We start from the raw sequence: 24928 nt of genomic DNA on the forward strand, positions 1-24928 counted from the left end.
CTGGCCACGGCTGTCGGCCCGCTGGCCGCGCTGCGCGCCGAGGCGGCCGGTCGGCTGGCCGTGGCGCGTCGCGTGCTGGCCATGGCGCGCAGCCTGGGCGGCGACCACGAGAGCGCGCTGCCGCTGCTGGAGGAGGCCGCCGCCGCGCGGGCGCACGACGAGGAACTGCTCGCGTGCCTGCTGCGCAGCGAGGCCGCCGTACGCGGGGTGGGCGCGGCGCTCGAACGATACGAGCGCTACCGCGCCGACCTGGCCGATCACCTCGGCACCGATCCCGGCCCCGAGCTGGCCCGGGTGCACGCCGGGCTGCTGGCGGCCGACCGGCCGGTGCGCGAGGGCATCCTCTTCGACGGTTCCTCGCTGCTCGGCCGCGACGACGACATCCGCGCGGTCCGCGCGCTGCTGGAGACGAGCCGGGTGGTCTCGATCATCGGTCCCGGCGGGCTGGGCAAGACCCGGCTGGCGCACGTGGTCGGCAGGAACGCCACGCAGCCCGTCGCGCACTTCGTCGAACTCGTGGGCGTCTCCTCACCCGACGACGTCGTCGGCGAGGTGGGGTCGGCGCTCGGGGTCCGCGACTCCGTCAGCGGGCGCCGGGCGCTCGCCCCCGAACAGCGCACCGACATCCGCGCCAGGATCGCCCAGCACCTCGGCCAGGCCCCGTCCCTGCTGATCCTGGACAACTGCGAGCACGTGATCGGCGCCGTCGCCGATCTGGTCGCGTTCCTCACCGCGACCACCAGGGACCTGCGGGTGCTCACCACCTCCCGAGCCCCGCTGGCGATCGCCGCCGAGCAGGTCTACCCGCTCGCCGAGCTGGACACGACCGACGCGGTGGAGCTGTTCCTGCAACGGGCCAGGGCCGCCCGCCCCGGGGTCAGGGCCGACGAACGTCCGGTCGCCGAGATCGTCACCCGGCTCGACGGGCTGCCTCTCGCGATCGAGCTGGCCGCGGCCAAGGTCAGGGTGATGTCGGTGGAGGAGATCAGGCGTCGCCTGGCGGACCGGTTCGCGTTGCTGCGCGGCGGCGACCGCAGCGCACCCGACCGGCACCAGACGCTGCTCGCGGTCATCGACTGGTCGTGGAACCTGCTGGACGAGCCGCAGCGCCGGGCCCTGCGCCGGCTGGCGCTCTTCGGTGACGGCTTCACGCTGGCCGCGGCCGAGCACGTGCTCGGGCCCGATGCGCTGCCCGCCGTGCAGGCGCTGGCCGAGCAGTCGCTGCTGAGCGTACGGGAGACCGATCACGGGCTTCGCTACCGGATGCTGGAGACCGTACGCGAGTTCGGCCGGATGCGGCTGGCGGAGGCCGGTGAGGAGGCCGAGGCTCGGGCGGCGCAGCGGGCGTGGGCGGTCGACCACACCATGGCGCACTCCTCCGTGCTGCTCGGCCGCGCCCAGTTCGCGGCGGTCGACGCGCTGAGCGCCGAGGAGGGCAACCTGTCCGAGCTGCTCCGTCAGGCCCTGGCCGAGCCCGACCGCGCGACGGTGGTGCGGCTGCTGGTCGGCGTCGGCGGGCTGTGGTCCGTACGCGGCGATCACCCACGGCTCATCGTGCTCGGCGACGCGATCACGCAAGCCCTCACCGGCTGGGACCCGCCGCCGGAGCTCGAGGACACCACCCGGTCCGCCGCGTTGATCACGCTGATGAACATCGTGATCACCACCGACAGCAGCAGCGAGGGCCTGGCCGACGTGCTCGGCCGGCTGCCCGTCCGGGACACGAGCGACCCCCGGCTCGTGGCGATGACCACGGTCCTGCTCGCGTCCGATCCGCCCGAGCGCGCCGCGGGCCGCCTCACGGAGCTGAGCCGGAGCGACGATCGCGACGTGGCGCTGATGGCCTCGCAAATGTGCAGCCACGTCCTGGAGAACGTCGGCGACCTCGCGGGGGCCATCACGGCGGGCGAACGCGCCCTGACGCTGGTCACCGAGGACGACGGGCCGTGGCTCACGGCGGTCCTGCACACCGTGATGGCACAACTGCGCATGCAGTTGGGCCAGCGCGGGAAGGCGATCGGTCACGCGCGGGCGGCCCTGCCGATCCTGGTCCGGCTCGGCGCCATCGGCGACGCGGCGCAGATTCGCTCGCTGCTGCTGTGCGCCGCGCTCGGCGAGGGCGACCTGGCGGCCGCGGAGGCGGAGTTCGCGGAGATCGCCAGGTTCCACGACCTCGGGGCGACCATCGGCGGGCACATGGTGCTCCCCCTGTCCGCCGCTGAGCTGTCCATCGCCCGCGGCGAGGTGGCCGCCGCCCTGGCCCACTACCGGCAGAGCGTACGCCTGGCCCGCGACCTGCGGTTCCCCGGCCTGTCGCCGAGCGGCCTGGAGCCCTGGGTGGTCACGACCGAGTCGATCGCCCTGATCGCGCACGCCCACCACGCCGGGCCCGAAGATCTGGAGTACGGCGAAGGGCTGTTCAACGACTGGTCCGTCACCCGGCTGCACCGGGCGCTGTCCCAGGGTGCCCCGCACCTCGACTACCCGGCGTGCGGATTGACGCTCTTCGCGCTCGGCACGTGGGGGCTGCTGCGCGCGGCCATGGCGCCGCGGGACGCGGTCGGCTTCCTGGTGCTGGCCGAGCGGTTCTCCTACAACCGCACCATGCCCAGTACGGCCTTCGCGCGGATCGAACCGCACGCCGAGGCCGCCGCACCCGGGGCCATCGCCGAGCTGCGCGCGGACTACCGCGGGCAGCACGGTCCGGATCTTCTCGACGAGGCCCGGATCCTCGTCGAGAAGGTCTTCGGCCCGCGGTCACATGTGCCGGCGGTAACTGCGTACCGACAGCGGGGCGAAGATCGCGATGACCACCACGCCGGCCACTAGCGTCCAGGCCACCGCGCCGCTGAGCACGGCGCTGTTGGCCAGATCGCGGGCGGCCGTGACCAGGTGCGACACCGGGTTGACCCGGACGAACGCGGCGAGCCAGCCGGGCAGCGTCTCGACCGGGACGAACGCGTTCGACAGGAAGGTCAGCGGGAAGAGGATCATCATCGAGATGCCCTGCACGGCCTGGGCGCTCCGGGCGATCGTACCGACCCAGGTGAAGACCCACGCCAGCGACCAGCCCGTGAAGATCGCCAGCAGGATCGCGGCCAGCACGCCGAACACCCCGCCGCCCGGCCGGTAGCCCATCAGCAGGCCGCTCCCGAAGGTCAGCGTCGCCGCGATCGTGTAACGCAGCAGGTCGGCCACCATCGGCCCGGCGAGCGGCGCGATCCTGGCGATCGGCAGCGACTTGAACCTGTCGAACACCCCCTTCTCCATGTCCTCTCGCAGTTGCGTCCCCGTGGCCATGCACGTGGTCAGCACGGTCTGGGCGAGGATGCCGGGGATTATCAGCGGCAGGTAGCTGTTCACGTCGCCGGTGACGGCGCCGCCGAAGATGTACGCGAACATCGCGGTGAACAGGATCGGCTGCAGCGCCACGTCGAAGAACTGCTCGGGGTTGCGGCGCATCTTCATGAGCGCCCGCCAGGCCATCGTCAGCGTCTGGGCCAGGGTCTCGCCCACCGAGACGTGCCGCCGGGCGGCGGCCACCCGTTCGGCGGCCCTGACGGTCTCGTGGACGGGTTCGATCATGGTGGTGCTCATCGGTCCTCCGTTTCCTTCTCGTCCGTCCCGTGGCCGGTCAGGGCGAGGAACACCTCGTCGAGGCTGGGTTTGGCGACGCTCACCGAGGAGATCGACACCCCCGCGGTACGCAGCGCGATCAGCACGTCGGCGGCCTGGTCGGCCTGCTCCAGCGCGACGTTGAGCCGCCCGCGCTCCGGGCTGAGCACCGGCTCGGCCCCGAGCACCCGCCGTACGACCTCCGCGGCGGCGGGCACCTCGCCCGGCTCGTCCAGCAGGAGTTGCAGGGTCGAGTTGCCGACCATGGTCTTCAGCTCGTCGGGGGTGCCCTCGGCCACCTTGCGACCGTGGTCGATCACCGCGATCCGGTCGGCGAGCTGGTCGGCCTCGTCCAGGTACTGCGTGGTCAGCAACACGGTGCAGCCCCCGGCGACCAGGCCGCGGATGGTGTCCCACATCTGGCCTCTGGTACGCGGGTCCAGGCCGGTGGTCGGCTCGTCGAGGAAGATCAGCGGGGGTCTGGTGATCAGGCTGGCGGCCAGGTCGAGCCGCCGCCGCATCCCGCCGGAGAACTGTGAGATCGGCCTGTCGGCGGCCTCCTCCAGGCCGAACCGGCCGAGCAGGTCGGCGGCGATCCGCCGCGCGCGCGACGAGGCGACCCCCTGCAACCGGCCGAACAGCCAGAGGTTCTCCCGGGCGGTCAGGTTCTCGTCGACGGACGCGTACTGCCCGGTGACGCCGACCAGTTGCCTGATCACGTGCGGGTTGCCGGCGACGTCGACGCCGAAGATCGAGGCGCGTCCTGCGTCGATCCGCAGCAGGGTGGCCAGCATCCGCAAAGTGGTGGTCTTGCCGGCACCGTTGGGCCCGAGGACGCCGAAGATCTCACCGGGGCGTACCGCCAGGTCGATCCCGTCGACGGCCCGGTGCTCGCCGAAGACCTTGACCAGCCCTTCCGCCTGGACGGCCAGGTCCGTATCACGTGGGGCGGCCGACGTGACCCCCGCGCTGTCGAGTTCAGTGATGCTCATGGCCTTCACTGTCGCCGCCCCGGGTTTCACGACACCCTCGCCCCGGTTTCACCCAAGAAAGCCCGTACGCACCGGGGCGTCTACCGCTCCGCCTCGAGCTGGCCCACCCACGACCTCTTCTCAATCCCAAGCCGGTCTGGTGATCCGCTCAGGCTACGGCGACGTGGGCCAGAACTTGGGCGGATTCGCCACCGGATCGATCACCCTCAGACGACTCGCCACCGTGGGATCGATGCTGCGCAACGCGATAGCGGCTCGCGGGTACAGAGCCTCGTCCCGGGTTCCCGACCAGCCGGGAAGGTCCAGGAGATGGACGATCTCGTGGTTCAGCACGAAGCTGGTCAGGACTTGGTGCAGAGGGCGGGGGACGTTCTCATCCAGCAGCAGTCGCACGCTGCTCCCTGGGGGTTCGTAGCTGTCGACGTAATCGGCGAAGTCGACGGCGTCCAAGGCCGCCGTGGCCGACACACTCGGGAAGTACTCCGGGATGCGCTCGGCGGGAACGCCGTCGCGCAGCAAAGCCGCGATCTCGTCGTACGGTACCCGAGTCCCCTCGATCACCGGCATGCCACCACGCACCCCGGGATCAACCGTGACGTGCTCCCGGGGACGCAAAAGGTCAGGGATGTATCGTCCGTCGCGGTAGAACGGCCGCAGCACGTCGACCAGTTCGTGGATGACGACGTTGGCCTTGCGGTGCACCAGATCGGTGGCCTGATCCTGCTCCACCAGGTAGATCGTCGAACCGTCGGCCACCAACCGGTAGGCCGACAGATGCTCGCGCTCCTGCAGGTCGTCACGGAGCGTGTCCAACGCCCGGCGGATCTTCTGCAAGGAGGCGTCGTTGCGCAGCTTCACGCAGGTGCGCAACGCGACCACGTCCCGGAACGAGTACAACACCGGACGCAGCGGCGAGATCTCCGGCACCAGCACCGCTCCACGGCCGGAGCCGGACTTACGCCAGTGCGCGAGCTGGCGAAGCGTGGCACCCGACAACGCCGCCGCCAACTTCGGGCTGTAGGACACCAGCTTCACCTCCCTTGACCTGGTCCGGCCTCATCATCATCGCAAACATCCCCGTGATCCACCCAGCAATAGCCCCATCGTGCTCGGAGAGCCGCCACGCCGGGCCTCGTTCTCGCGCGGAACACGTCGCAGGACTGGGTGCCCGAGAACATGGCGGGGCCCGGCAAGACCCTCAGGGCCGTTGACGGGGGGGTGGGGTGGGGATCACCAGGTCGAGCGTGTTGAGGGTGTGGAGGAGGTCGTCGACGACCCCGGTGGGTGAGGCCTGGTGGTCGCCTGCCCACCAGGTCTCCGCGGCGATCTGGTAGACGGCGAACGTGAGGTGCGCGGTCATCGCGACCAGCAGGTCACCGGCAGGGCGGCGGACGCGGTCGGCGATCGCGGACTCCAGGTCGCTCTGCGACCGGGCGACCAAGTCCCAGAGCCGGGCCCGGGGCACCGGCGCGTTGTCGACGATGCGGCGCACCGCCGCGAGGCGCCCGTCGTCGATGGCGAAGTCCGCGAACGACTCATGGATCGCGGCTCCGAGCGCGACGTTCAGCGGCTCCTCTGCCGGACGCTCGCGCAGCCGCGCCCCGAGGTCCATCGACCGGGTGAACCCGTCGAGGATCAGCAGGTCCTTGCTCGGAAAGTAGCGGTACAGCGTCGTGCTGCCGACCTCGGCCCGCTCGGCGATCTGCTCCATGGTCGTCGCGTCGTACCCCTGCTCGATGAACAGGTCGAGCGCCACGTCGACGATCTGCCGCCGGGTCCGGGTGGCCTTGAGCTCGCGCAATCCCATGGCCTGGATCATATCGGTCACTCCGGATTGGTATTGAAACCCGTTCGGGTGAATGTACATAATGGGCGTCACTACCGTTTCGGGGGCGTTACGCAAGAAGGAACGTGTTAGATGCCCAGTCGCTCCGACGCCACCGCGGCGAACGAACTCGCTGCCCCTGCCACCCCACTTCCCCGGCTGCTCCTGGCCATGACCAGCTCGAACGTCGGAGCACTCGTCGCGCTCCTCACTCCCCTGCAACTCCTGCTGACCCTCCAGGTCACCCGGATCGCCGGCGACGGGGCCGCCGGCGCGTTCGGCGTGATCACCGGCTTCGGCGCGCTGTTCGCGCTCGTGGCCAACCCGCTCGCGGGCCGCATCAGCGACCGCACCGCCGCCCGGTTCGGTCGCCGCCGCACCTGGATGCTCAGCGGCGCCCTGGCCGGGTCGCTGGTCGTGTTCGCGCACGCGTTCACGACCGAGGTGTGGCAGGTCGCGGTCGTCTGGTGCGCGACGCAGACGATCTTCAACTTCCAGCTCGCCGCCACCAGCGCGCTGCTCGCCGACCAGGTGCCGGCGGGCCGGCGCGGAACGGTCTCCGGATTCATCGGGCTCGCCGCCGCGGTCGGGCCGCTCATCGGCATCGCGGGCGTCAGCGCCAGCTCCCAACTGGTCGTGCAGTGGGGCGTCGTCGCCGTCGTCGCGGCGCTCCTCGGCGTCCTCGCCGTCGTCCTGCTGCGCGACCCGCAGCACCCGCGGGCCGCCGGCCAGCCGGGCCTGGGACTGGTGGAGCTGGTGAAGTCGTACTGGCTGAATCCGTGGCGGCACCCCGCCTTCGGCTGGGCGTGGCTGGTGCGCTTCCTGATCACTTGTGGCTTCGCGAGCGGCACCTACAACGCCATCTTCGTCATGGAACGCTTCGACATCGCCCCGGAGTCGGTCAGCGGCGTCGTCCTGGTGATGTCGCTACTGAACGTCGTGGTACTCGCGATCACCAGCGCGGTCTCCGGCCTGGTCTCCGACCGGGTGCGGCGGCAGAAGCCCTTCGTCATCGCCGGAGGCGTCATCGCCGCCGCCGCGCTGGTGCTCCAGGCGACCGCCCCGACCCTCGGGGTCGTGTACGTCGCGGTGACCCTGCTCGGCCTCGGCGTCGGCCTGTTCCTCTCGATCGACGGCGCGCTGTGCGTCCGGGTGCTGCCCAGCAGCGAGAACGCCGGCAAGGACTTCGCGATCATCAACCTGGCCAACACGCTCCCGCAGTCGATCGTGCCGTTCGTCGCCCCGTTCCTGCTCGGCGTCGGCGGCTTCCCCGCGCTCTACCTCACGCTCGCCGTCTGCGGCGTCCTTGGAGCCCTCGCCGTGCTCCGGCTGCCGGAGATCGGCCGCGAGGGCGACCCGCGCTGGGCCCCCATCACCCGCCCGGACGCCGCGCAGGCCCCCGCCACCGTCAGTTGACCCCTCGAACCCCTCCGCCCCCTCCGACCCGTCCGACCCGTCCGACTGGAAGAGAGATCCCATGAACACCCTGTCCGTGTCCTCCTACAGTGTCCGCGAGCAGCTCGGCCCGGTCGTCTTCGACTTCGTCGATCCCCAGGGCAACGACGTGCACATCGACCTGCCGTACCCGAAGCTGCTGCGCCTGTCGGAGTTCCCCGCGCGCGCCAGGGACGCCTTCGGCGTGGACGCCGTCGAGACGGTCGCCTTCCAGTTCGCCGGGCTGGAGGACCCGGAGCTCGACCTGTTCGCCGCCGCGCTCGGCTCGTCCGGCGTGCGGCTGCTCAACGTCGCGATCGACGTCGGCGACCTGCTGGAAGCGGACGACGACAAGCGCGCCGCCGACGTCGCGCTCATCCAGCGGTGGATCGACCGGTTCACCGCGATGGGGTCGCAGTTCGTCCGGGTCAACCCCGGCTCACCGTTCAGCCCGCACCACGGCGCCACGCCGCCCGCCCATCTGGTGGACGCGCTGGGCGGGCTCGGCTCGTACGCGGAGGAGCGGGGCGCCCGGCTGCTCGTGGAGAACCACGGCGGGCCGAGCAGCGACCCGGCCTGGATGCGGCACCTGCTGGACGCCGTCGGGCGCGACGCCTGCGGCCTGCTGCTCGACCTGGGCAACTTCGACGTGCTGATGGCCCCCGCGATGGCCGTCCTCTTCGGCGGCGAGAGCGACCCGGACGAGGTGTTCGCGGGCCTCGACCTGACCCCCCTCTACGACGGCGTCGAGGCCCTGGCCGACCACGCCGAACTGGTCAGCCTCAAGGCCCACCACGTCTCCGAGGACGGCGCCGTCGGACCGGTCGACCTCGAACGCGCGCTCCAGATCCTCACCGTCCACGGCTACACCGGCCCCCTCTCGGTCGAGTACGAGGGCAACGGCGGCGACCCCTGGGCCAAGAGCGCCCGCGTCCTCGACCTCACCCGAGCCGTTCTCGACCGGTCCGGCGCCCCCGCCACGGAAGCCCCCTGACATGACGGACACGACTGACATGGCCGGCTCCACCCGCAGCGGCCCCGTACGCGCGGCGATCGTGGGCGGGGGCATGGTCGCGGCCATCCACCGCCGCGCCGTCCACGCGGCCGGTGGCGTGGTCGTCGGCGTGCTCGGATCGAGGCCGGAACGCTCCGCCCAGATCGCCGCCGACTGGGACGTCGCCACGTTCCCCGACCTCGACGCCCTCCTCGCCGCCGAGATCGACGTCGTCCACGTGTGCACGCCCAACTCGACCCACGCCTCCTACGCGACCGCCGTGCTCCGGGCGGGCAGGCATCTGGTCTGCGAGAAGCCGGTCGCGACCTCCTTCTCCGAGGCCGAGGGATTGGCCGCCGTCGCCGCCGAGTCGGGGGTCGTCGCGACGGTGCCGTACGTCTACCGCTACCACCCGCTCGTCCGGGAGCTGCGGGCGCGCAGGCTCGCCGGTGAGTTCGGCAGGTGGCACGCCCTGCACGGCAGCTACCTACAGGACTGGATGCTCTCACCCGACGTCGGGAACTGGCGCGTCCAGGTGGAGACGGGCGGCCGGTCACGCGCGTTCGCCGACATCGGCTCGCACTGGTGCGACCTCGTGGAGTTCGTCTCGGGCGAGCGTTTCGTCTCCCTCACGGCGTTGACCTCGGTCGCCGTCCCGGAGCGGCCGACGGGCTCGGCGCAGACGTTCACCACGACCGCCGGGGCCACCCCGGCCGTGACGGTGACGACCGACGACCTCGCGGTCGTCACCCTCACCACCGCCTCCGGCGTCCCGGCGAACGTCGTCGTGTCCCAGGTCGCCGCCGGGCGGCGCAACCGGCTCTGGTTCGAGCTGGACGGCGCGGTCGCCTCGGCCGTGTTCGACCAGGAGAGCCCGGAGACCGCCTGGATCGGCACGCCGGACGGCGCGACCGTGATCGCCCGCGGCGCGGGCCGGGCCTCCGGCGACCAGCGCCGCCTGTCCTACCTGCCCGGCGGCCACGCCCAGGGCTACCAGGACTGCTTCAACGCCTTCGTCGCCGACACCTACGTCGCGATCGCCGGTGACCCGCCGGACGGGCTGCCGACCCTGGCGGACGGAGTGCGTTCCGTCGGGATCGTCGACACCGTCCTCGACTCGGCGGCGTCGGGAGCCTGGACCGCCATCGACGGGCCGCCCGAATGACCGCCGCCCGCCCTCCCGCCGCCCCGGATCTCCGGAACCGCTGACCCCGACAACCCCATCCTCAGGGAGACGAAATATGACCGAGCAGGTCGACGTTCTCATCATCGGCTCAGGCCCCGCCGGTTCGACCTACGCCCGTACCATCGGCGACGCCGTGCCCACGGCGCGCATCCTCATGGTCGAGGTCGGGCCGCACATCCCCGGCGTCCGCGGCGCGCACACCCAGAACATGAGCGAAGAGGCCCGCGTCGCCGCGCAGTTGCTCACCCAGGGGCCCGAGACCGGCGTCGAGCGCGCCAAGGCCCTCGCCGACATCGCGGACGGCCTCGACCCGAGCCTCGAGTTCCGGCAGACGATCCTGCCCGGACTGTTCTTCCTCGACCCCCGTCCGAAGCTCGCCGAGGACGAGGTCGGGCTCTCCGCGGCCAGCATGGCCAGCGGGGTCGGCGGAATGGGCATCCACTGGGGCACCTCCTCGCCACGGCCGCACCAGTCGGAGCGGATCCCGTTCATCCCCGCCGACGAGCTCGACGCCGCCCTCGACCACGCAGAACAGCTCCTCGGCGTCACCAAGTGGGATGTGCCGGGGACGGGGCTGGCGGAGGCCATCCGGCGGGAGATGGCGGACGAGTTCGACGGCCCCGGCCTGACCCCGGTCGGTTTCATGCCGAGCGCCATCCAGTGGAAGGACGGTCAGGCGCACTTCTCCGGCACCGGCGTCATCCTGGGTGACCTGGAGGCCACCGTACCCGGATTCGAGCTGCGCGCCGAGACCCTCGCCAAGCGGGTCGTCGTCGAGGACGGCGTCGCCGTCGGCGCCATTCTGGAGGACCGCGGGACGGGCGATCTCCGCGAGGTACGCGCCCGGCACGTCGTGGTGTGCGCCGACGGGCTGCGTACCCCCCAGGTGCTGTTCGCGTCGGGGGTCCGCCCCGCCGCGCTCGGGCACCACCTGAACGAGCACTTCCAGGTCGGCGCCTTCGGATACCTGAACGACGCCTTCGACCCGGAGCGCCACGACAGCGACCCCGAGCGCCTCGGCTACGTGCTCGTGCCCTTCTCCGACGCCCGCCCGATGCAGGGCGGGATCATCGCGATGATGAACTCCCCCTACAGCCTCGGCATCGACGACGAGGCCCTCGCGTCCCGGCTCGTGGCGTTCGCGTGGTACGGCGCCAAGGACATCCAGTTCCGCGACCGGGTGGAGTTCAGCGAGACCGAGACCGACTTCTACGGCATGCCGAAGATGACCGTCCACTACTCCCACACGGACCAGGACCTGCGCACCATCCAGCGGCTGAAGGAGAACGCCCGCCGCAGCGCCGACCGCATCGGCGCCCTGGCCGAGGAGCCCGAGCTGGCCGCGGGCGGGTCGTCGCTCCACTACCAGGGCACGGTCCGCATGGGCGCCGCCGACGACGGGGCCTCGGTCTGCGACCAGTACCTGAAGGTCTGGGGCGTCGACAACCTCTACGTCGGCGGCAACGGCGTCATCCCCACCTCGACCGCCGCCAACCCGACGCTCACCACCGTGGCACTCGCATGGCGGGCGGCGACCAGGATCGCGGCCCGCCTGCTCGACCGTACCTAGTCGGTGGCGTGCTCCCCTGCTCCGCGGCCGGTCAGGGGCTGATGCCCTCCGCCAGCCTGGTCAGGACCCACGCGATCGCCTTCGCGTTCACGTGCAGCGCCGCCGTGTCCAGGTTGGCGATCCGGTCGCACGGCTGGTGGTAGCAGGGGTCGTAGAAGTCGCCCGCCTGCCCGCCGAAGACCCGGGCCACCTCCTCGGTCTTGACGTCGAGGCCCCCGCCCGAGTAGATCCCGCCGACCGGGATGCCGGCCTTCATGAACGGCTCGTGGTCGGAGCGGACGTCCTCGACGTCATTGGTGAGGAAGGGCAAGCCGCGGTGCCGGAAATAGCCGGAGAAGGCCGCCTCCAGCGCCGCCGAGCCCTCCGGGGCGGGCCCGGCGCCCTCGCCGGGGTGGTCGCTGTCATCCCCGTCCATGACGAACCGGCCCGAATTGGGCGAGGCGATCAGCTCGAAGTTCAGGTACGCGGCGATGGCCGCGCGCTCCGTCTGGCTGAGGTGGACGACGTAGTAGGCGGAGTCCAGCGCGTACAGTTCCTCCGCGCCCCACCAGGCGAAGCGCACCTTGTCGCGGACCCTGTGCTGGTACGGCGCGAGTTGGAGTGCCGTCTCCAGCAGGGCCGCCGCGCTGGTGCCGTTGTCGTTGATCCCCGGTCCTTCGGTCACGCTGTCGAGATGGGCGCCGGCCATGACGACCTTCTCCGGGTCTCCGCCGGCGGTCTCGGCGAGGATGACCTCGGTCGTCCCCGTCACCTCGTGGCCGCGCAGGTCCAGGTGCAGCCGCACGTCCCCGTTCGCGGCCGCCGGGGCCAACGCCCCGGCCTCGGCCTGGGTGATGGTCGCAACGGGCAGGCCGATCTGGTACGGCGGCAGCACGCCCAGGCGCCAGATGTTGCCCGGCCTGGGCGAGGGAAGGTAGGTCAGCATCGCCCGCGCGCCGAGCCCGGCCGCGACCTCCGCCAGCCGCGTGAGCGCGCACCTCGTCAGGTCCACCATGACCACCGCGCCGGTCAGGTCCTGGCCCGCGTAGTCGCCGTCCGCGCAGCCGTCGCCGCCCGCGTTCGGCACGGCGAGCCGCGCGTCGATGCCGCCCTCGGGCAGGGAGGGCGACCAGCGGCCCATGAGCAGGCGCACCTCCCTGCCCGCGCCGAGCGGGCCCGGCACCTGACCCGCGCCGCCGCTCAGGCGGGCGCTCTCGGCGTCGAAGGCGAAGTCCTCGAACGGCACCGGCCTGCGCACCACCCGGTATCCCGCCGTGGTCAGTCGGTCGACGAGGTAGCGGGCCGACTCGGCCAGCCCGGGGCTGCCGGTGGCCCGGTGGCCTCCGTTCCGGTCGGCGGCCCGTTCCCAGGCCCGCAGGTGGGCGAGCACCCCGTTGCCGTCGACCCGCCGTTCGATCAGGTCGGCGAGGCTCGGGGCGGCCGTGGCGGCCGGGGCCGGGGCGAGCACGGCGGAGGCGAGCAACAGGACGGCCAGACAATGTCGCAAGGTCATGAATCTCTCCTGGACAGGCGTTCGGTGAACGTTCGGGAAAGGGTGAAGAGCACGGCCACGCCGGCTATGAGCGTCACGATCGGCATCGCGAGCGGCGGGCCCGCCGCGTCGAGCGCCCACCCCACGACGGCGGGACCCGCCGGGGCGACGGCGCTCGCGACGAGATGGCTGGCGCCCTCGACGCTGCCCTGCAGGTGCGCGGGGGTGCTCTCGATCCGCCGGGTGCCGAGCACCACGTTGCCCACCGCGAGCGCGAAGAACATCACCGCGAGCGCCACGCCGATCGCGGCGGTCGTGCCGAGCAGCAGGAAGGAGAGCGGCACCAGGGCCACCGTCCAGCTCACCACGCGGACGATCAGCGGCGCGGACAGCCTTCCTGCCAGGTAGGACGAACAGGCGACGCCGATGAGGCCGCCGCAGCCGCCGATGCTCATCATCACGCCGACGTCGTCCGCGCCCGCCCCGAGCCGACCGGCGATGACGACGACGGCGACGTTGACGGCGCCCAGCGCGGCGTTCGTGGCCGCCGACCACAGCAGCACCGTACGCAGCAGCGCCGAGCGCCACACCAGGCGCAGCCCGGCCAGCGGGGTCGCGGCCGCCTCCACCGGGGCCCGGCCGCCCGGCGGCCGGGTCAGTGCCAGCGAGCAGAGCGCCGACACCAGGTAGGACACGCAGTCGAGCACGAACGGCAGCGCCGGAGACACGGCGAACAGCGATCCGCCCACGAGCGGCCCGGCCAGAGTGGCGGCGAACTGGGGGAACTGGAGCCGGGCAAGGACCGACGACAGGTGCTCCGCCGGGACGGACGACTTCACCGCGACCGTCTGGGCGGCGCGGAACAGCGAGCCCCCCGTGCCGTCCGCCACGGTCACCACGCAGATCAGCCAGAGCGACGCGACGTCGAGCCACACCGTGGCGGCGAAGACGCCGACGAGCACCGCCCGCGCGGACTCGACGGCGGCCAGCGCGGTCCTCGGCGGCAGCCGGTCGGCCAGGACGCCCATGGGCACCGCGGTCAGCGCCCTGGCCAGCACGCCCAGGCCGAACACCAGCCCGGCCTGGGCGGCGGCCCCCGTGAGCGAGAGCACCAGCAGGGGCATGGCCAGGTCCGACGCCCGGCTGCCGAGGAACGAGACCAGCTCCGCCGTGCCCAGCAGGCGCACGTTCCGCGTACCGGGCCGCGTACCGGGCCGGGTCCCGGTCGCCTTCAACGGAGGCGGTCCTCGGCCTCGCGCGGGACGAACCGGGCCCGCAGCCCCTCCGGCTTCAGCAGGGCCGACGGACTGGCCGGCCGGTTCGCCGGATCGGCGACGTCGAAGCGATAGCGCCGCACCAGCCTGGAGATGGCGAGCGTGAGCTGGAGCATGCCGAGCTGGGTGCCCAGGCAGACCCGGGGACCGGCACCGAAGGGCAGGTACGTGTGGCGCGCGTGCGGCGACTCCGTGCCGAGCCAACGGCCCGGGTCCACCCGGTCGGGTTCCGGCCACCAGCGCGGGTCGCGGTGGATCAGGTAGGGGCTGAACATGATCTGGTGGCCCGGCGGCAGGCTCCAGGACCCGACCTGGACCTCCCGCCTGGCCGTGCGCCCCATGAGCCACGTCGGCGTGTACGCGCGCAGCAGCTCCTTGACCACGGCCTGGGTGTAGGGCAGCTCGGTGATCTCCGGCGGGTCGTCCCGCCCCTCCCAGGCGCAAGCCTCCTCCTTGACCCTCCGGCGCACGTCCTGCTGGATGACCAGCTCGCGCACGGCCCAGGCGATCGCCGCGCCGGGGACGCCGTACGAGGCCACCAGCGTCACCCGCAGCACGTCGCGTACCTGCTCGTGGCTCAGCTCCGGCTCGCGGGCGGCCAGCAGGACGTCGAGGAGGTCGCGGGGCGCCTCGGGGACGGGCCTGGACCGGCGGCGCGCGATGAGGTCGTCGATCAGCGCCGCCGTCGCCCGCCTGGCCGCCAGGAAACGCCTGTTCCTGGCCGCGGGCAGCCAGCGTGGCAGCAGTCGCCCGGAGGACATGATGGGCAGCGCGGCGGCGACGTTCGCCTCGATCGTGGCGACGATCCCGGAGCCGTCGGCGCCGAAGCAGTAGTCGGCCACCATGCAGCCCGACGCCCGCGCCATCAGGTCCAGGACGTCGACGCGCCGGCCGCCCGTGCCGTCCGTCAGGTCGTCGAGGAGGCGCATCATGCGGCCGGCGTGCGCGGTGGCGACGGTCCGGTTGAACCCGCGCCAGCCCTTGCGGCGCGCGGCCATCCACGACGCCGCCTCCGCCGCCGTCGCCTCCGGGTCGCCGGCCCCGGCGAACATCGCGTCCTCGGCCAGGAAGTCGGTGTTGGTCCTGCCCAGGATCTCGTGGACGAGGGCGGGGTCGTTGACGACCGTCGTGTTCTCGTTGAAGGAGAAGACGTCGCCGTAGTCGCGGACGTTTCGCTGGAGGAAGCCGATCCGGTCGGCCTCGTAGTGTGGGGCGTTCCCTCGCAGCCAGTGCCCCCGCGGACCCGGCGGCAGGCTCGGCTGCACACGTGCCTTCACAACCATGGGACATCCGATCCTCGGAGTGGATCAGGGGCCGGCGTGACGCCGGCCCCTGATGAGCGAACGCCTAGTGCCTGGCGAACCACGTGTAGCGGCCGGCCATGCGCTGCTCGCCGAAGATCTGCTTGGCGGTACGGGAGATGAGCTTCGCCATCATTCCTCCAGATGGTTCGTTCTGTCTGACAGCTCGAAACCATAGGAATGCGGGCTCTCCAGCCCCTATCCGCCACCTATCCGGGCAAGATCCGTCATCCGTTCACGATCGGTCCAGGGCCGCGATGTCCCGTGCGATCTCCTCCGCCTCGGGCAGGCCGGCGCCCTCGGCGATGGCCTGGGCCTTCGTCCAGTGGGCGCGGGCGGCTGCCCGGTCGCCCTCGTCCAGGGCCAGCCGTCCGAGCCCTCGATGGGCGGGCACCGCCTTGACCTCCAGACCGAGGCGCAGCACCTGCCCGTAGCAGTCGCGCGCCGCCTCCGGGTCGCCGAGCGCGTGGTGAACCTGCCCGAGCACGTTGAGCGTCTGGCTCTCCGCGTCGGCGTCCTGGATCTGCCGCGCGAGCACGAGCGCCCGCCGCGCGCCGGTGAGGGCCGCGGTGTTCTCGTCCTGGCGGCGCAGGCAGTCGGCGAGCAGGTACAGCGCCCGCGCCTCGGCCTCCTTGGCGCCGAGCTGGCGGCCGAGCGCCAGACCGCGCTCCAGGTGGTCGCGGGCGTCCGGCAACCGGCCGGACAGCGTGTAGATCCAGCCGGCGTTGACCAGGCAGAGCATTTCGGCGAAGCGGTTGCCGAGCCCGGTCTGGATGTCGAGCGCGCGCAGCACGCAGGCCGCCGCCTCCTCGTAGCGTCCGAGCTTGGTGTTGACCACGCCCAGGTTGGCCAGGAAGAAGGCCCGGTCGTGCGCCGAGCCGTCCGTACCCAGCAGGTCGAGGGCGCGGTGCAGGTGCTCCTGCGCGTCGGCGAAGCGGCCGAGCCTGATGTGCACGATGGCCATGTTGCTGAGCACGCGGGCGCTGCCGGGCCCGTCGCCGTGGACCTCCCGTTCGAGAGCCAGGCTCTCGCGCAGCGCGGCCAGCGCGTCGCCGAAGTCGCCGGTGCCGAGCCGGGCGACGCCGAGGTGCCGGTAGAGCGTGGCCTGCCCGCCCCAGTCGGCGCACTCGCGGGCGGCACGCAGCCCCTGGTCGTAGACGTCGAACGCCTCGTCGCTGTAGCCGTGCCGTTGCAGCAGCGGGCCCAGGGCGGCCGCCAGCCGCCAGGCGTGGGAGTGGGCTCCCGTGCCGGCCGCGTGGCCGACGACCTCCACGAAGTTGAGCCGCTCGGCCGCGATGACGTCGCGTACGGCGGCGGGCGCGGGCAGCTCGGGCAGCTCGGAGCGGCGGCCGAGCACCAGCTCGCCAAGGTGGCGACCGGGGTCGAACACCTGCTCCGCGGCGTGTCCGAGATGCAGGTAGTGCTCGGCGAGGCGGGCCATCGCCGCCGAGCGCTCCTCCGGGCTCTCCTCGCGCTCGGCGGTGGCGCGGGCGTACTGGCGCAGGAGGTCGTGGAAGTGGTAGCGGCCGACGGCGTGCTGGGCGAGCAGGTGCACGTCCAGCAGCTCCTCCAGCAGGGGTTCGACCTCGCCCGCCGCGGCGTCGACGAGCGCGGCGGCGCCGTACACGTCGAAGTCCGCGCCGGGATGCAGCCCGAGCAGCCGGAACAGGCGCCGCTGGGCCGGTGCGAGATGCCGGTAGGAGACGGTGAAGGCGGCCAGCACGCTGCGGTCCTCGGTGGCCAGCTCCAGCAGCCTGCGCCGCTCGTCGCGCAGCCGGTCGGCGAGGTAGGCGACGGTCCACGTGGGACGGTGCCGGAACCTGGAGGTGGCGATGCGGATGGCCAGCGGCAGGTAGCCGCACAGCTCGACCACCTCGGCCACCTGCTCCGGCTCCCCGGCGACGCGCTCCGCCCCGGCCACCCGCAGGAACAGCTTGACGGCGTCGTCGGGCGGCATCAGCTCCAGCGAGAACGACGAGGCGCCCTCCAGCGCGGACATCCGCCGCCTGCTCGTCACCAGGACCCGCACGGTCGGCGCCCCCGGCAGCAGCCCGCGAACCTGCTGCGCGTCCTTGGCGTTGTCCAGGATCACGAGGACCCGTCTGCCCGCGAGGTCCGAACGCCACTTGGCGACCCGCTGCTCGAAGTCTCTCGGGATGCGTTCCGGCGGCACGCCCAGGCCGTCCAGCAGCACGTCGAGCGCGGCGGCCGGAGCGAGGGGCCGCTGTCCCGGCGTGTATCCGTGCAGGTCGATGAAGAGCTGGCCGTCGGGATAGTCGTCGGCGAGCAGGTGCGCGATGTGAACGGCCAGCGTCGTCTTGCCGATGCCGGCCATGCCGTCGAGGGCGGTGATCACCACTGCGGTGTCGGTGGCCGTACCCGTCAGCTCCAGCAGTCGCCGCACCTCGGCGGCGCGGCCGGTGAAGTCGGCGATGTCGTACGGCAGGCAGTTGCGCGCCGCCGGCCGGGCCTGGCCAGGTGACGGCTTCGCGGGAGCGTCGAGGGCGGGGTCGTTGCGCAGCAACTGCTCGTGCAGCAGGCGCAGCTCGGGGCCCGGATCGAGGCCGAGCTCGTCGGCCAGGAGCGCGCGGGTGCGCTCGTAGGAGTCCAGCGCGTCCGACTGCTGCCCTGACCGATACAACGCCACGATGTGCTGACGCCGTAAGGTCTCTCTGAAGGGATGTTCGGCCACGAGCCCGGTCAGCTCGGGCACCAGCTCGGCCGCTTCGCCGAGCGCCAGCCGGCACTCCAGGAGCTGTTCCCTGGCGGCCAGGCGTTGCTGGTCGAGACCCATGGCCGCGGCCTCGATGGCGTTCCCGGTCAGTCCTTGCAGGGCAGGGCCGCGCCACAGGTCGAGCGCCGAGGCGAGGGTCTGCGCCGCCGCAGCCGGCTCGCCCGCCTCGGCGCTCAGCCGGGCCGCCTCGACGGCCCGGCCGAACCGGTGGGAGTCCACCTGCTCCCCGTCCACGCGCAGGCGGTAGCCCGAGCCCTCGGTGGCCAGCAGCCGGCCGGCGGGGCCCAGGCTCCTGCGCAGCCTGGCCACGGCGTTGTGAACCTGCTCGCGGGCCGTGTCGGGCGGGTCCTCACCCCATAGCTCGTCGATCAGCCGCGAGGTGGAGACGATCTCGACCGGGTTCAGCAGGAGCGTGGCGAGCAGCCGCTGCTGCCGCGGCCCGCCGACGGACAGCCGTCCCCCGTCGACGACCACTTCCAGCGGACCGAGCAACCGAAACTCCGCCTTGATGCCCATATATCGGCATTATCGCGGCGGAGCCTGCCCCTTGGGAGCAGGTTCAGCGTGGGAATCGGATCAGGGGCAGCCCGGGAATCCAGTGGTGCCGCAGAGCCCGGCCAGGACTGTCTCCTTTGGTTCGGCCCTGTCCGTCAGGTTGACTCCGGCTACGGCCGCGCCCAGGGTCAGCGCGGCGAGCAGGGAGGCGATCACCACTCGCATGATGGATCGGTTCCGTTCTTCTCGGTGGCCGCCCCTTTCGGGCGATCCGGCGGGTACAGCCTGGCGGGCCGCCCTATCTGCGCGCTATCCGCGCATCGCGGCGCGGGAGCCGTTGTCAGCAACGCTCAGACGGCAGCACTCAAGGTCAGGTCGGTTCGGCATCACCGGAGCGGGCTTGTCGGGCGTCCTCGACCTCGGTCACGCCGCCCGACCCGGGCAGGTGCCGGAGCATCACGCCCACCAACCGCTCAGGGCGTACGAAGCCGTAGTGGCGGGAGTCCCAGCTCGTCGCGCGGTTGTCGCCGAGCACCACGACGGACCCGGGCGGCACGACCGTGCCGGCTATCCCGTCGACGTCCGGGTACTCCCACTCGGTGGGCAGCCGATCGCCCTGCACGGCCACGACCCGCTTGACGAGCAACTGTCGGCCGCGCGTGGTCGCCGGTGCGCTCCCGCTCGGGAGATCGGGGAACTCCACGACGACGATCTGCCCCACGCGGATCCGTTTGGTCCTGCGTACCAGCACGCGGTCGCCGGATCGCAGCGCCGGTTCCATGCTCGTGCCGTCGACGACGGTGACCAGGAAACCACGGCGAACCGACAGCACCAGCAGACCGGCGGCCAGCAGCACCACGACGGCTGGAAGAACGAGTGTCACAGAGCCTCCTGGTATCCGGCGGCCTGGAGCCGAAAGAGTCTGGCATAGCTGCCGTCGGCGGCCAGCAGTGTGTCGTGCGACCCGTGCTCGGTGATCCGGCCGCCGTCCAGGACCGCGATGTGGTCGGCGTCGCGGACGGCGCTGAGCCGATGGGAGATCAGCAGGCTCGTCCGGCCCTCGCGGTGCTCCCGCATCACGGTGTGGATCTCGTGCTCCGCCTCGGGGTCCAGGCCGGAGCTGGGCTCGTCGAGGATCATCAGGTCGCTGTCGTTCCGTACGAAGGCTCGGGCCAGCGCGAGGCGTTGCCACTGCCCGCCGGACAGGACGACGCCGGTCACCGGGTCGTCCTTGTCCGTTCCGACCACGAAGATGCGGGTCAGCGGTGTGTCGTAACCCCGGGGCAGCGCGGCGAGCTTGTCGTGGATGCCCGCGCGGCCGGCCGCCTCCCGGATCCGCCCTGGCTCACCCAGTGTGGTCAGGTCACCGAGGGCGATGTTCTCCCCGGCCGTCATGTCGTAGTTCATATGGTCCTGGAAAACGGCGCTGATCCGCTCACGCAGCATCGCCGGAGGGATGTCACGTAGATCCACTCCGTCCCAGAGGATCTGCCCTCGGGTCGGGTCGTACATCCGGCACAGCAGCTTGACGAGCGTGCTCTTTCCCGCGCCGTTCAGGCCGACGAGCGCGACGGCGCAGCCGTACGGGATCGCCAGGTTCACCCCGCGCAGGACCCAGGGATGGTCGTCGCTGTAGCGGAACCACACGTCCCGCAGTTCGATGCCCTGCCGCAACTGCGGGGCGGTCCCCTGCTGCGCCCGTGGGAGATCGGGTTCGGCCCGGACCACGGCGACATAGTGGGTGAAGGCCAGCAACCGCGCCTGCCCGCCGGAGATCGCCGCGGTCAGTGTCGCAAGCGCGGACTGCACGCCGATGACGGCCGCGAGGAACATGGCGACGTCTCCGACGCTGAGCGCGCCGCCCCGCGCCGCCGTGATCGCCCACCACAGGCCGACGCCTGCCACCGTCGCGCTCAACACCGTCAGTCCGCCCTGCACGCGGAGTTCCCGGAGGTCCATCCGCCGGCCGGCCGCATCGGAGCTTCGCCGTTCGTCCATCATCCGGGCGCGCAGGAACGCCCCGATGCCGAACAGGCGGATCTCTGTGGCCGCGGCGACTCCGGTGAGCAACTGGCTGTAGAAGAACTCCCGCCGGTGGAACTGTTCGATGCTCCACTCCATGGCCGACCGGCGCCGGGAGAGAAGGATCTCGGCGACGAGCGCTGGGATGGCGGCCACGAGCACCATGACCGTCATCGCCGGGCTGAGGATCAGCAGGGACGCGATGAAGCCGGTGAGGGCGAGCGCGCCACCGAGAGCGCTGCCGATGCCGTCCACGATCTCGGCGATGCGGCCGATGCCCTCCTGCGCGAGTCGAAGCCGGTCCTGGAAGGTCGGATTTTCGAAGTTACGCAGGCCCACCTGACGCTCGGCCGCGGCGAACAGCCGTTCGGTCGCGGTCAGGCCCGCCGACCGCCCGATCTGGGCCCTCAGGTAGTGGACCAGGACGGGCAGGACGGCGGCGCCCAGTCCGGTGGCGACCAGTGCGAGCGCCAACCCGCCGACCGCACCGTGCGGAGTCGTCAGCCGATCGATCACCAGTTTGGTCGCCCACGCGGTCGCGATCGGCGCCGCGGCCCCGACCAGAGTCGCCAGCAGGAACACCATCACGTTCGCTGAGGCTGCCCGCCAGATGAGTGAGACCGCCTCGGCGGCGGAGGCGCGCAGATCCCGCGCGCGGATCCGCAGGTCCCCCTTCGGGGCAGCGCTCACCGCTCACCCCTTGCCGGCGACGCGGTCGTGCTCGAGCTTCGGAGGCGGCAGTTCCTCGATCTTGGATCCCGTGGCGACGACCCTGTGATCATCTCCGACCAGGTAAAGCGCCGGGGTCCAGGTGTTCTGCAACGCTCGCGCCACGGGTCCGCCGTCGAGGCCGGCCACGACGACCCGGGCGACCGGAGTGAGAGCCTGAACCAGCTCGGCGTCATCGCCGCCGACCACCGCCAGCACGTCCTTACGACCCGACTCCCGCACGTGTTCGACGAAACGCGGAAGCAGATCGTGGCAGGCCTCGCAGCCTGCGGAGAAGAATCCGACCAGGCCGGTCAGGCTGTCGTGGGACACCGGCTCGCCGGTGGTCGTCACGACGGCGAACTCCCCGACGGCGGAGCCTGGACCGAGCGCGAACACGGGCCCGGGATGCCATCCCGCCTGGTCGGCCTGTGTCCTCATGCGGCGCAGGATTCCGATCGTGAGCAGCAGGTTCAGCAGGCACAGCACACCGAGCAGCACCACGGCGGCGACAAGATAGGGCATCAGGAAGTCCTCGCGAACAGGTCGATGATGTCGTCGAAGGAGACGATCAGAATCGCTCCGATGAGGCCGGACGAGGCCGCCACGGCCAGGTCGGCAGGCGGGAGCTCCTTGGGTGTCGGCCCACCGAGCACGGTCATGAACGACAACGCGGTGTTGCGGACCAGATGACGGGGCCGAGAGGCGTACTGGACGCGCCGAAGCATCGGGGTGGAGCAACCCGCCCCCGCTGGAGTGCGATCGTGATGGCGCTGGTGAACGCGGCGATCAAGCCGGCGCAACCCGCCCTCACGTACTCCATCCCTGCGTCTTCTCCTCGTCAGCGCCGGACGGCGGCGTGCACCACCGCCCGGCGCGCCTGACGGTCAGGTCAGCAGCTGCCGACCTTGGTCCACTGGCAGCCGGTCTGTGGGCAGCAGAAGCGGTACCAGTAGCCCGGGTGGCCGGCGGCGTTGCAGAAGTAGCTGCCGCTGCAGGCGGACGCGGTTGCCTTGGGGGCAATCCGCTCGATCATTCGATCAATGAGACGGCTCATGACTTTCTCCTTTTCGAATATTCATTGCCAGAAATATGCCGGATAGGATCGACTGCCATTACCAAGCCTTCTTCAATGACCCGCGGCCTCACAACCTTTCGCATACCGCGACCCACCCCCAAGAAAATGGGGCAACAATCCAGCACTGTATAGGGTGACCGTAAATCCGAAAAGATGGTGATCTGTGACGAAGATCACTTGCGTTTGGTGTTTCGGTGACGAACATGGCCGTTGACCTTGATCGAACCGCTCCGCCCGCCCGCGGGACGTCGCACACCGAACCGCATTTACTTGGATGGCTTCCGCGTGTCAGCCTTCACGTCATACTCTCCGGAGTTGAGCGGTAACCGGCTGTAGAGCCGACGGGAAGGCTCGATCTCTTGAGAGGGCCGAGTCCATGCCGGGCAAGTCTCCCCACCCCGCCGAGCGGTGCGGGTGGTGACCTGTAGAGGCCCTCGAACGCGACGGACTGCGTATTCCGATACCGGAATGTCGCCGGAGAGGATTGCACCGGCATTCGATCCATTCAAAGATGGCGCCGGCCCGTTATTCTCGGGCGTTCCAGATTCCGGCGTCGAGAAGCCGGGCCACAGCTATCGCCAATGCCCTCACCACGAGATCAGAATCCTGCCGTGCGTCGACGGACCAGCCGATGATCCGGCACGGATAGGCATTTATGACAGCAGCGCAATAAAGCTTCTCTTTCGCCGGTGGGATGCCCGGTGATATCGGTCAGCAACAGCCGATCAGACGCCTCGACATCGAAGCGGCGCTGCACCAGGTCCTCCTCGGCGGCCTGGCTGACCAGGTCGCGGCGGCCCTCGCGCCGGTAGACGCCCGGCAAGTCCGCCGCGCGGCTCGGGTCGGTCGAGCCACTCGTCATATCCCGGGATCGGCACCTGGAGTACTTCGGCAGGTCACCGCGACCGGAATGCGGCCGTCGGCGCGCCGCCGATCTTATGGCGCTCAAGCGGTCGTGACAAAGTCCTCGGGATCGTCGTCGGGCAGCGACCACGCCAGTTTCAGCGTGGGCATGGCCAGCCCGAGAAGGAACAATGCCGCGGTCATGCTGGAGGTCAGCGATCCTCCATCCGGCCGCCCGGCGACCACCAGGCCGTAAGCGAGGTCGACCAGCATCAGCAAGGCGAACGTCTGGTAGCTCCGGTAGTGCGCGTTATTGCGAAGTTCGGTCTCGCGCTCGTCCAGATCCCGGCCGTCCCCCGTCATCCGTCCCGTGAGGGACCGGAGGACGTACAGCCCGCCGACACCCAGCAGCAGGCCCGCCACCATCAGCACGGCGGACACCTCCAGGGTCGGCTCCCGGAACAGCGCCGCCCCGGCAATCAGGAATGCGAAACCGGCGAGCACCGACATCGCAACCTGGCGGCGGCGGGCCCTGGTTCGCGGTAGTGCGTTGCTGGGCATCTCTTACTCCCGGTAGAGCTGGGTGGACAGTGGGGTGAACGGCTTGCGGCTGAAGACGGTCTCCACCGGCAGATCGAACACGGCGCAGATCCGGAACGCCAGGTCAAGGCTCGGATAGTGGTCGCCCCGCTCCAGCGCGCCGATCGTCTGCGGGTTGACCTGGACGGCCTCCGCCAACGCTGCCCGGCTCATGTTCCGCTCGGCGCGGAGCACCTGCAGCCGGTTGTAGATGGGGAGCGCACTGCCACGCCTCACCGGACTCATGAACAAAATATTGTGAAAACACAACATAATGTCAAGTCTGCACACTGTTTCATCAGGTTGGTCTACTGCTCCAGATCCAGGCCTTCGTCCTGGTCCGGCAGCACCTCACCGACCTGCCGTCCGATCGTGCTGATCGGACGGGGTCCGGCGTTTGCGGCTGGTCAGGCACCTTCCAGCCCGCGGGCTTCGTGGAGCCAGGCGGCGAACAGGTCGGGGTCGATGTCGGCAGGTTCGCGGAGTTTCACCCCGGCCATGGCCCTGGCACCGGGTTCGAGACGGCCGGACGGGTCGGACAACTCCTGCCCTCGCCAGAATCCGAAGCTCACGTACGCGGAGTACGCCTTGAGGTAGCAGACCGGGGAATCGCCCGGCTTGTCGCCGAGGCTCCACACCGGGTGCCCGTGCCAGACGGCTCCGGCTCCGGGCAGCACCGCCTCGATGATCGGCAGGAGTTCGCCGGCGATCCGGCGCTGGGACTCGGGCAGGACGGCAAGGTAGTCCCGCACCGTCGCGAACTTGGTCATGTCAGTGTCCTTCCTGGTGGTGAGCCGGCGGCGGGGG

23 protein-coding genes are annotated in these 24928 nt (G+C 71.2%); 5 read left to right on the plus strand and 18 right to left on the minus strand.

Features of this window, described 5'->3' with window-relative positions:
• The coding region (locus ABD844_RS44570; protein ID WP_344893095.1) for an ATP-binding protein at nt 1-2829 on the plus strand (2829 nt) is incomplete at its 5' end.
• Here ABD844_RS44570 and ABD844_RS44575 read toward each other — a convergent pair.
• The 4 genes from ABD844_RS44575 to ABD844_RS44590 all read right to left on the minus strand — a co-directional run bounded on the left by ABD844_RS44575 (nt 2758) and on the right by ABD844_RS44590 (nt 6414).
• Nucleotides 2758-3597 (minus strand): ABC transporter permease, encoded by an 840-nt coding sequence (locus ABD844_RS44575; RefSeq protein WP_344893099.1) that lies wholly within the window; start codon nt 3595-3597, stop codon nt 2758-2760. The genes ABD844_RS44570 and ABD844_RS44575 overlap by 72 nt on opposite strands.
• A complete protein-coding gene (locus ABD844_RS44580) occupies nt 3594-4607 on the minus strand; it encodes an ATP-binding cassette domain-containing protein (RefSeq protein ID WP_344893102.1) in 1014 nt (337 codons plus the stop codon). The genes ABD844_RS44575 and ABD844_RS44580 overlap by 4 nt, the downstream gene beginning before the upstream one ends.
• A gap of 153 nt (nt 4608-4760) precedes the next feature.
• Nucleotides 4761-5642, minus strand: coding sequence for a DUF433 domain-containing protein (locus tag ABD844_RS44585; RefSeq protein ID WP_344893105.1), 882 nt, complete (start codon nt 5640-5642; stop codon nt 4761-4763).
• A gap of 163 nt (nt 5643-5805) precedes the next feature.
• The gene (locus tag ABD844_RS44590) at nt 5806-6414 is read right to left on the minus strand and encodes a TetR/AcrR family transcriptional regulator (RefSeq protein WP_344893108.1); all 609 of its coding nucleotides are present in this window, start codon (nt 6412-6414) and stop codon (nt 5806-5808) included.
• 111 nt (nt 6415-6525) lie between these two features.
• Between ABD844_RS44590 and ABD844_RS44595 the strand changes: the two genes are divergently transcribed.
• From ABD844_RS44595 to ABD844_RS44610, 4 genes are all read left to right on the plus strand, one after another.
• On the plus strand, nt 6526-7848 hold the full coding sequence (locus ABD844_RS44595; RefSeq protein ID WP_344893111.1) for an MFS transporter: 1323 nt from the start codon (nt 6526-6528) through the stop codon (nt 7846-7848).
• Nucleotides 7849-7909: 61 nt separating this feature from the next.
• Nucleotides 7910-8860, plus strand: coding sequence for a sugar phosphate isomerase/epimerase family protein (locus ABD844_RS44600; RefSeq protein ID WP_344893114.1), 951 nt, complete (start codon nt 7910-7912; stop codon nt 8858-8860).
• 1 nt (nt 8861) lies between these two features.
• A complete protein-coding gene (locus ABD844_RS44605) occupies nt 8862-10025 on the plus strand; it encodes a Gfo/Idh/MocA family protein (protein WP_344893117.1) in 1164 nt (387 codons plus the stop codon).
• 76 nt (nt 10026-10101) lie between these two features.
• On the plus strand, nt 10102-11616 hold the full coding sequence (locus ABD844_RS44610) for a GMC oxidoreductase (protein ID WP_344893120.1): 1515 nt from the start codon (nt 10102-10104) through the stop codon (nt 11614-11616).
• Between the two features lie 31 nt (nt 11617-11647).
• On the opposite strand, the gene ABD844_RS44615 is transcribed toward ABD844_RS44610, so the two are convergent.
• The 14 genes from ABD844_RS44615 to ABD844_RS44680 form a co-directional block, all read right to left on the minus strand.
• Nucleotides 11648-13108 (minus strand): M28 family peptidase, encoded by a 1461-nt coding sequence (locus tag ABD844_RS44615; RefSeq protein WP_344893123.1) that lies wholly within the window; start codon nt 13106-13108, stop codon nt 11648-11650.
• Nucleotides 13105-14322 (minus strand): MFS transporter, encoded by a 1218-nt coding sequence (locus tag ABD844_RS44620; protein ID WP_344893126.1) that lies wholly within the window; start codon nt 14320-14322, stop codon nt 13105-13107. Before ABD844_RS44620 ends, ABD844_RS44615 begins: the two co-directional genes overlap by 4 nt.
• Nucleotides 14319-15644, minus strand: coding sequence for a cytochrome P450 (locus ABD844_RS44625; RefSeq protein ID WP_344893130.1), 1326 nt, complete (start codon nt 15642-15644; stop codon nt 14319-14321). The genes ABD844_RS44620 and ABD844_RS44625 overlap by 4 nt, the downstream gene beginning before the upstream one ends.
• Nucleotides 15645-15897: 253 nt before the next feature.
• Entirely contained in the window at nt 15898-18912 is a 3015-nt protein-coding gene (locus ABD844_RS44630; RefSeq protein WP_344893133.1) for an AfsR/SARP family transcriptional regulator, read from the minus strand.
• Between the two features lie 60 nt (nt 18913-18972).
• The gene (locus ABD844_RS44635; RefSeq protein WP_344893136.1) at nt 18973-19107 is read right to left on the minus strand and encodes a hypothetical protein; all 135 of its coding nucleotides are present in this window, start codon (nt 19105-19107) and stop codon (nt 18973-18975) included.
• Between the two features lie 154 nt (nt 19108-19261).
• Nucleotides 19262-19774, minus strand: coding sequence for a S26 family signal peptidase (locus ABD844_RS44640; RefSeq protein ID WP_344893139.1), 513 nt, complete (start codon nt 19772-19774; stop codon nt 19262-19264).
• A complete protein-coding gene (locus tag ABD844_RS44645) occupies nt 19771-21603 on the minus strand; it encodes an ABC transporter ATP-binding protein (RefSeq protein ID WP_344893142.1) in 1833 nt (610 codons plus the stop codon). Before ABD844_RS44645 ends, ABD844_RS44640 begins: the two co-directional genes overlap by 4 nt.
• Before the next feature lie 3 nt (nt 21604-21606).
• The gene (locus ABD844_RS44650) at nt 21607-22146 is read right to left on the minus strand and encodes a peroxiredoxin family protein (RefSeq protein WP_344893145.1); all 540 of its coding nucleotides are present in this window, start codon (nt 22144-22146) and stop codon (nt 21607-21609) included.
• Nucleotides 22146-22349, minus strand: a complete 204-nt coding sequence (locus tag ABD844_RS44655; protein WP_344893149.1) for a hypothetical protein — start codon at nt 22347-22349, stop codon at nt 22146-22148. The genes ABD844_RS44650 and ABD844_RS44655 overlap by 1 nt, the downstream gene beginning before the upstream one ends.
• A gap of 164 nt (nt 22350-22513) precedes the next feature.
• The gene (locus tag ABD844_RS44660; protein WP_344893152.1) at nt 22514-22678 is read right to left on the minus strand and encodes a hypothetical protein; all 165 of its coding nucleotides are present in this window, start codon (nt 22676-22678) and stop codon (nt 22514-22516) included.
• A gap of 619 nt (nt 22679-23297) precedes the next feature.
• Complete coding sequence (locus ABD844_RS44665; protein ID WP_344893155.1) at nt 23298-23561, minus strand: hypothetical protein; 264 nt, start codon at nt 23559-23561, stop codon at nt 23298-23300.
• A gap of 83 nt (nt 23562-23644) precedes the next feature.
• Nucleotides 23645-24103, minus strand: coding sequence for a hypothetical protein (locus ABD844_RS44670; protein ID WP_344893158.1), 459 nt, complete (start codon nt 24101-24103; stop codon nt 23645-23647).
• 3 nt (nt 24104-24106) lie between these two features.
• Nucleotides 24107-24367 (minus strand): helix-turn-helix transcriptional regulator, encoded by a 261-nt coding sequence (locus ABD844_RS44675; RefSeq protein ID WP_344893161.1) that lies wholly within the window; start codon nt 24365-24367, stop codon nt 24107-24109.
• Between the two features lie 161 nt (nt 24368-24528).
• On the minus strand, nt 24529-24891 hold the full coding sequence (locus tag ABD844_RS44680) for a DUF1801 domain-containing protein (protein ID WP_344893164.1): 363 nt from the start codon (nt 24889-24891) through the stop codon (nt 24529-24531).
• Nucleotides 24892-24928: the final 37 nt, after the last annotated feature.

The sequence above is a fragment of the Nonomuraea antimicrobica genome, assembly GCF_039536965.1.
Lineage (GTDB): Bacteria > Actinomycetota > Actinomycetes > Streptosporangiales > Streptosporangiaceae > Nonomuraea > Nonomuraea antimicrobica.

Excerpts from the sequence above, each read along its gene's own strand:
- ABD844_RS44605 (WP_344893117.1), top strand. The coding sequence starts at position 8,862 with ATGACGGACACGACTGACATGGCCGGCTCCACCCGCAGCGGCCCCGTA.
- ABD844_RS44595 (WP_344893111.1), top strand. The coding sequence starts at position 6,526 with ATGCCCAGTCGCTCCGACGCCACCGCGGCGAACGAACTCGCTGCCCCT.
- ABD844_RS44600 (WP_344893114.1), top strand. The coding sequence starts at position 7,910 with ATGAACACCCTGTCCGTGTCCTCCTACAGTGTCCGCGAGCAGCTCGGC.
- ABD844_RS44590 (WP_344893108.1), bottom strand. The coding sequence starts at position 6,414 with ATGGGATTGCGCGAGCTCAAGGCCACCCGGACCCGGCGGCAGATCGTC.
- ABD844_RS44615 (WP_344893123.1), bottom strand. The coding sequence starts at position 13,108 with ATGACCTTGCGACATTGTCTGGCCGTCCTGTTGCTCGCCTCCGCCGTG.
- ABD844_RS44575 (WP_344893099.1), bottom strand. The coding sequence starts at position 3,597 with ATGAGCACCACCATGATCGAACCCGTCCACGAGACCGTCAGGGCCGCC.
- ABD844_RS44675 (WP_344893161.1), bottom strand. The coding sequence starts at position 24,367 with ATGAGTCCGGTGAGGCGTGGCAGTGCGCTCCCCATCTACAACCGGCTG.
- ABD844_RS44670 (WP_344893158.1), bottom strand. The coding sequence starts at position 24,103 with ATGCCCAGCAACGCACTACCGCGAACCAGGGCCCGCCGCCGCCAGGTT.
- ABD844_RS44665 (WP_344893155.1), bottom strand. The coding sequence starts at position 23,561 with ATGACGAGTGGCTCGACCGACCCGAGCCGCGCGGCGGACTTGCCGGGC.
- ABD844_RS44580 (WP_344893102.1), bottom strand. The coding sequence starts at position 4,607 with ATGAGCATCACTGAACTCGACAGCGCGGGGGTCACGTCGGCCGCCCCA.
- ABD844_RS44655 (WP_344893149.1), bottom strand. The coding sequence starts at position 22,349 with ATGCTTCGGCGCGTCCAGTACGCCTCTCGGCCCCGTCATCTGGTCCGC.
- ABD844_RS44660 (WP_344893152.1), bottom strand. The coding sequence starts at position 22,678 with ATGAGCCGTCTCATTGATCGAATGATCGAGCGGATTGCCCCCAAGGCA.
- ABD844_RS44630 (WP_344893133.1), bottom strand. The coding sequence starts at position 18,912 with ATGGGCATCAAGGCGGAGTTTCGGTTGCTCGGTCCGCTGGAAGTGGTC.
- ABD844_RS44680 (WP_344893164.1), bottom strand. The coding sequence starts at position 24,891 with ATGACCAAGTTCGCGACGGTGCGGGACTACCTTGCCGTCCTGCCCGAG.
- ABD844_RS44650 (WP_344893145.1), bottom strand. The coding sequence starts at position 22,146 with ATGCCCTATCTTGTCGCCGCCGTGGTGCTGCTCGGTGTGCTGTGCCTG.
- ABD844_RS44625 (WP_344893130.1), bottom strand. The coding sequence starts at position 15,644 with ATGGTTGTGAAGGCACGTGTGCAGCCGAGCCTGCCGCCGGGTCCGCGG.
- ABD844_RS44610 (WP_344893120.1), top strand. The coding sequence starts at position 10,102 with ATGACCGAGCAGGTCGACGTTCTCATCATCGGCTCAGGCCCCGCCGGT.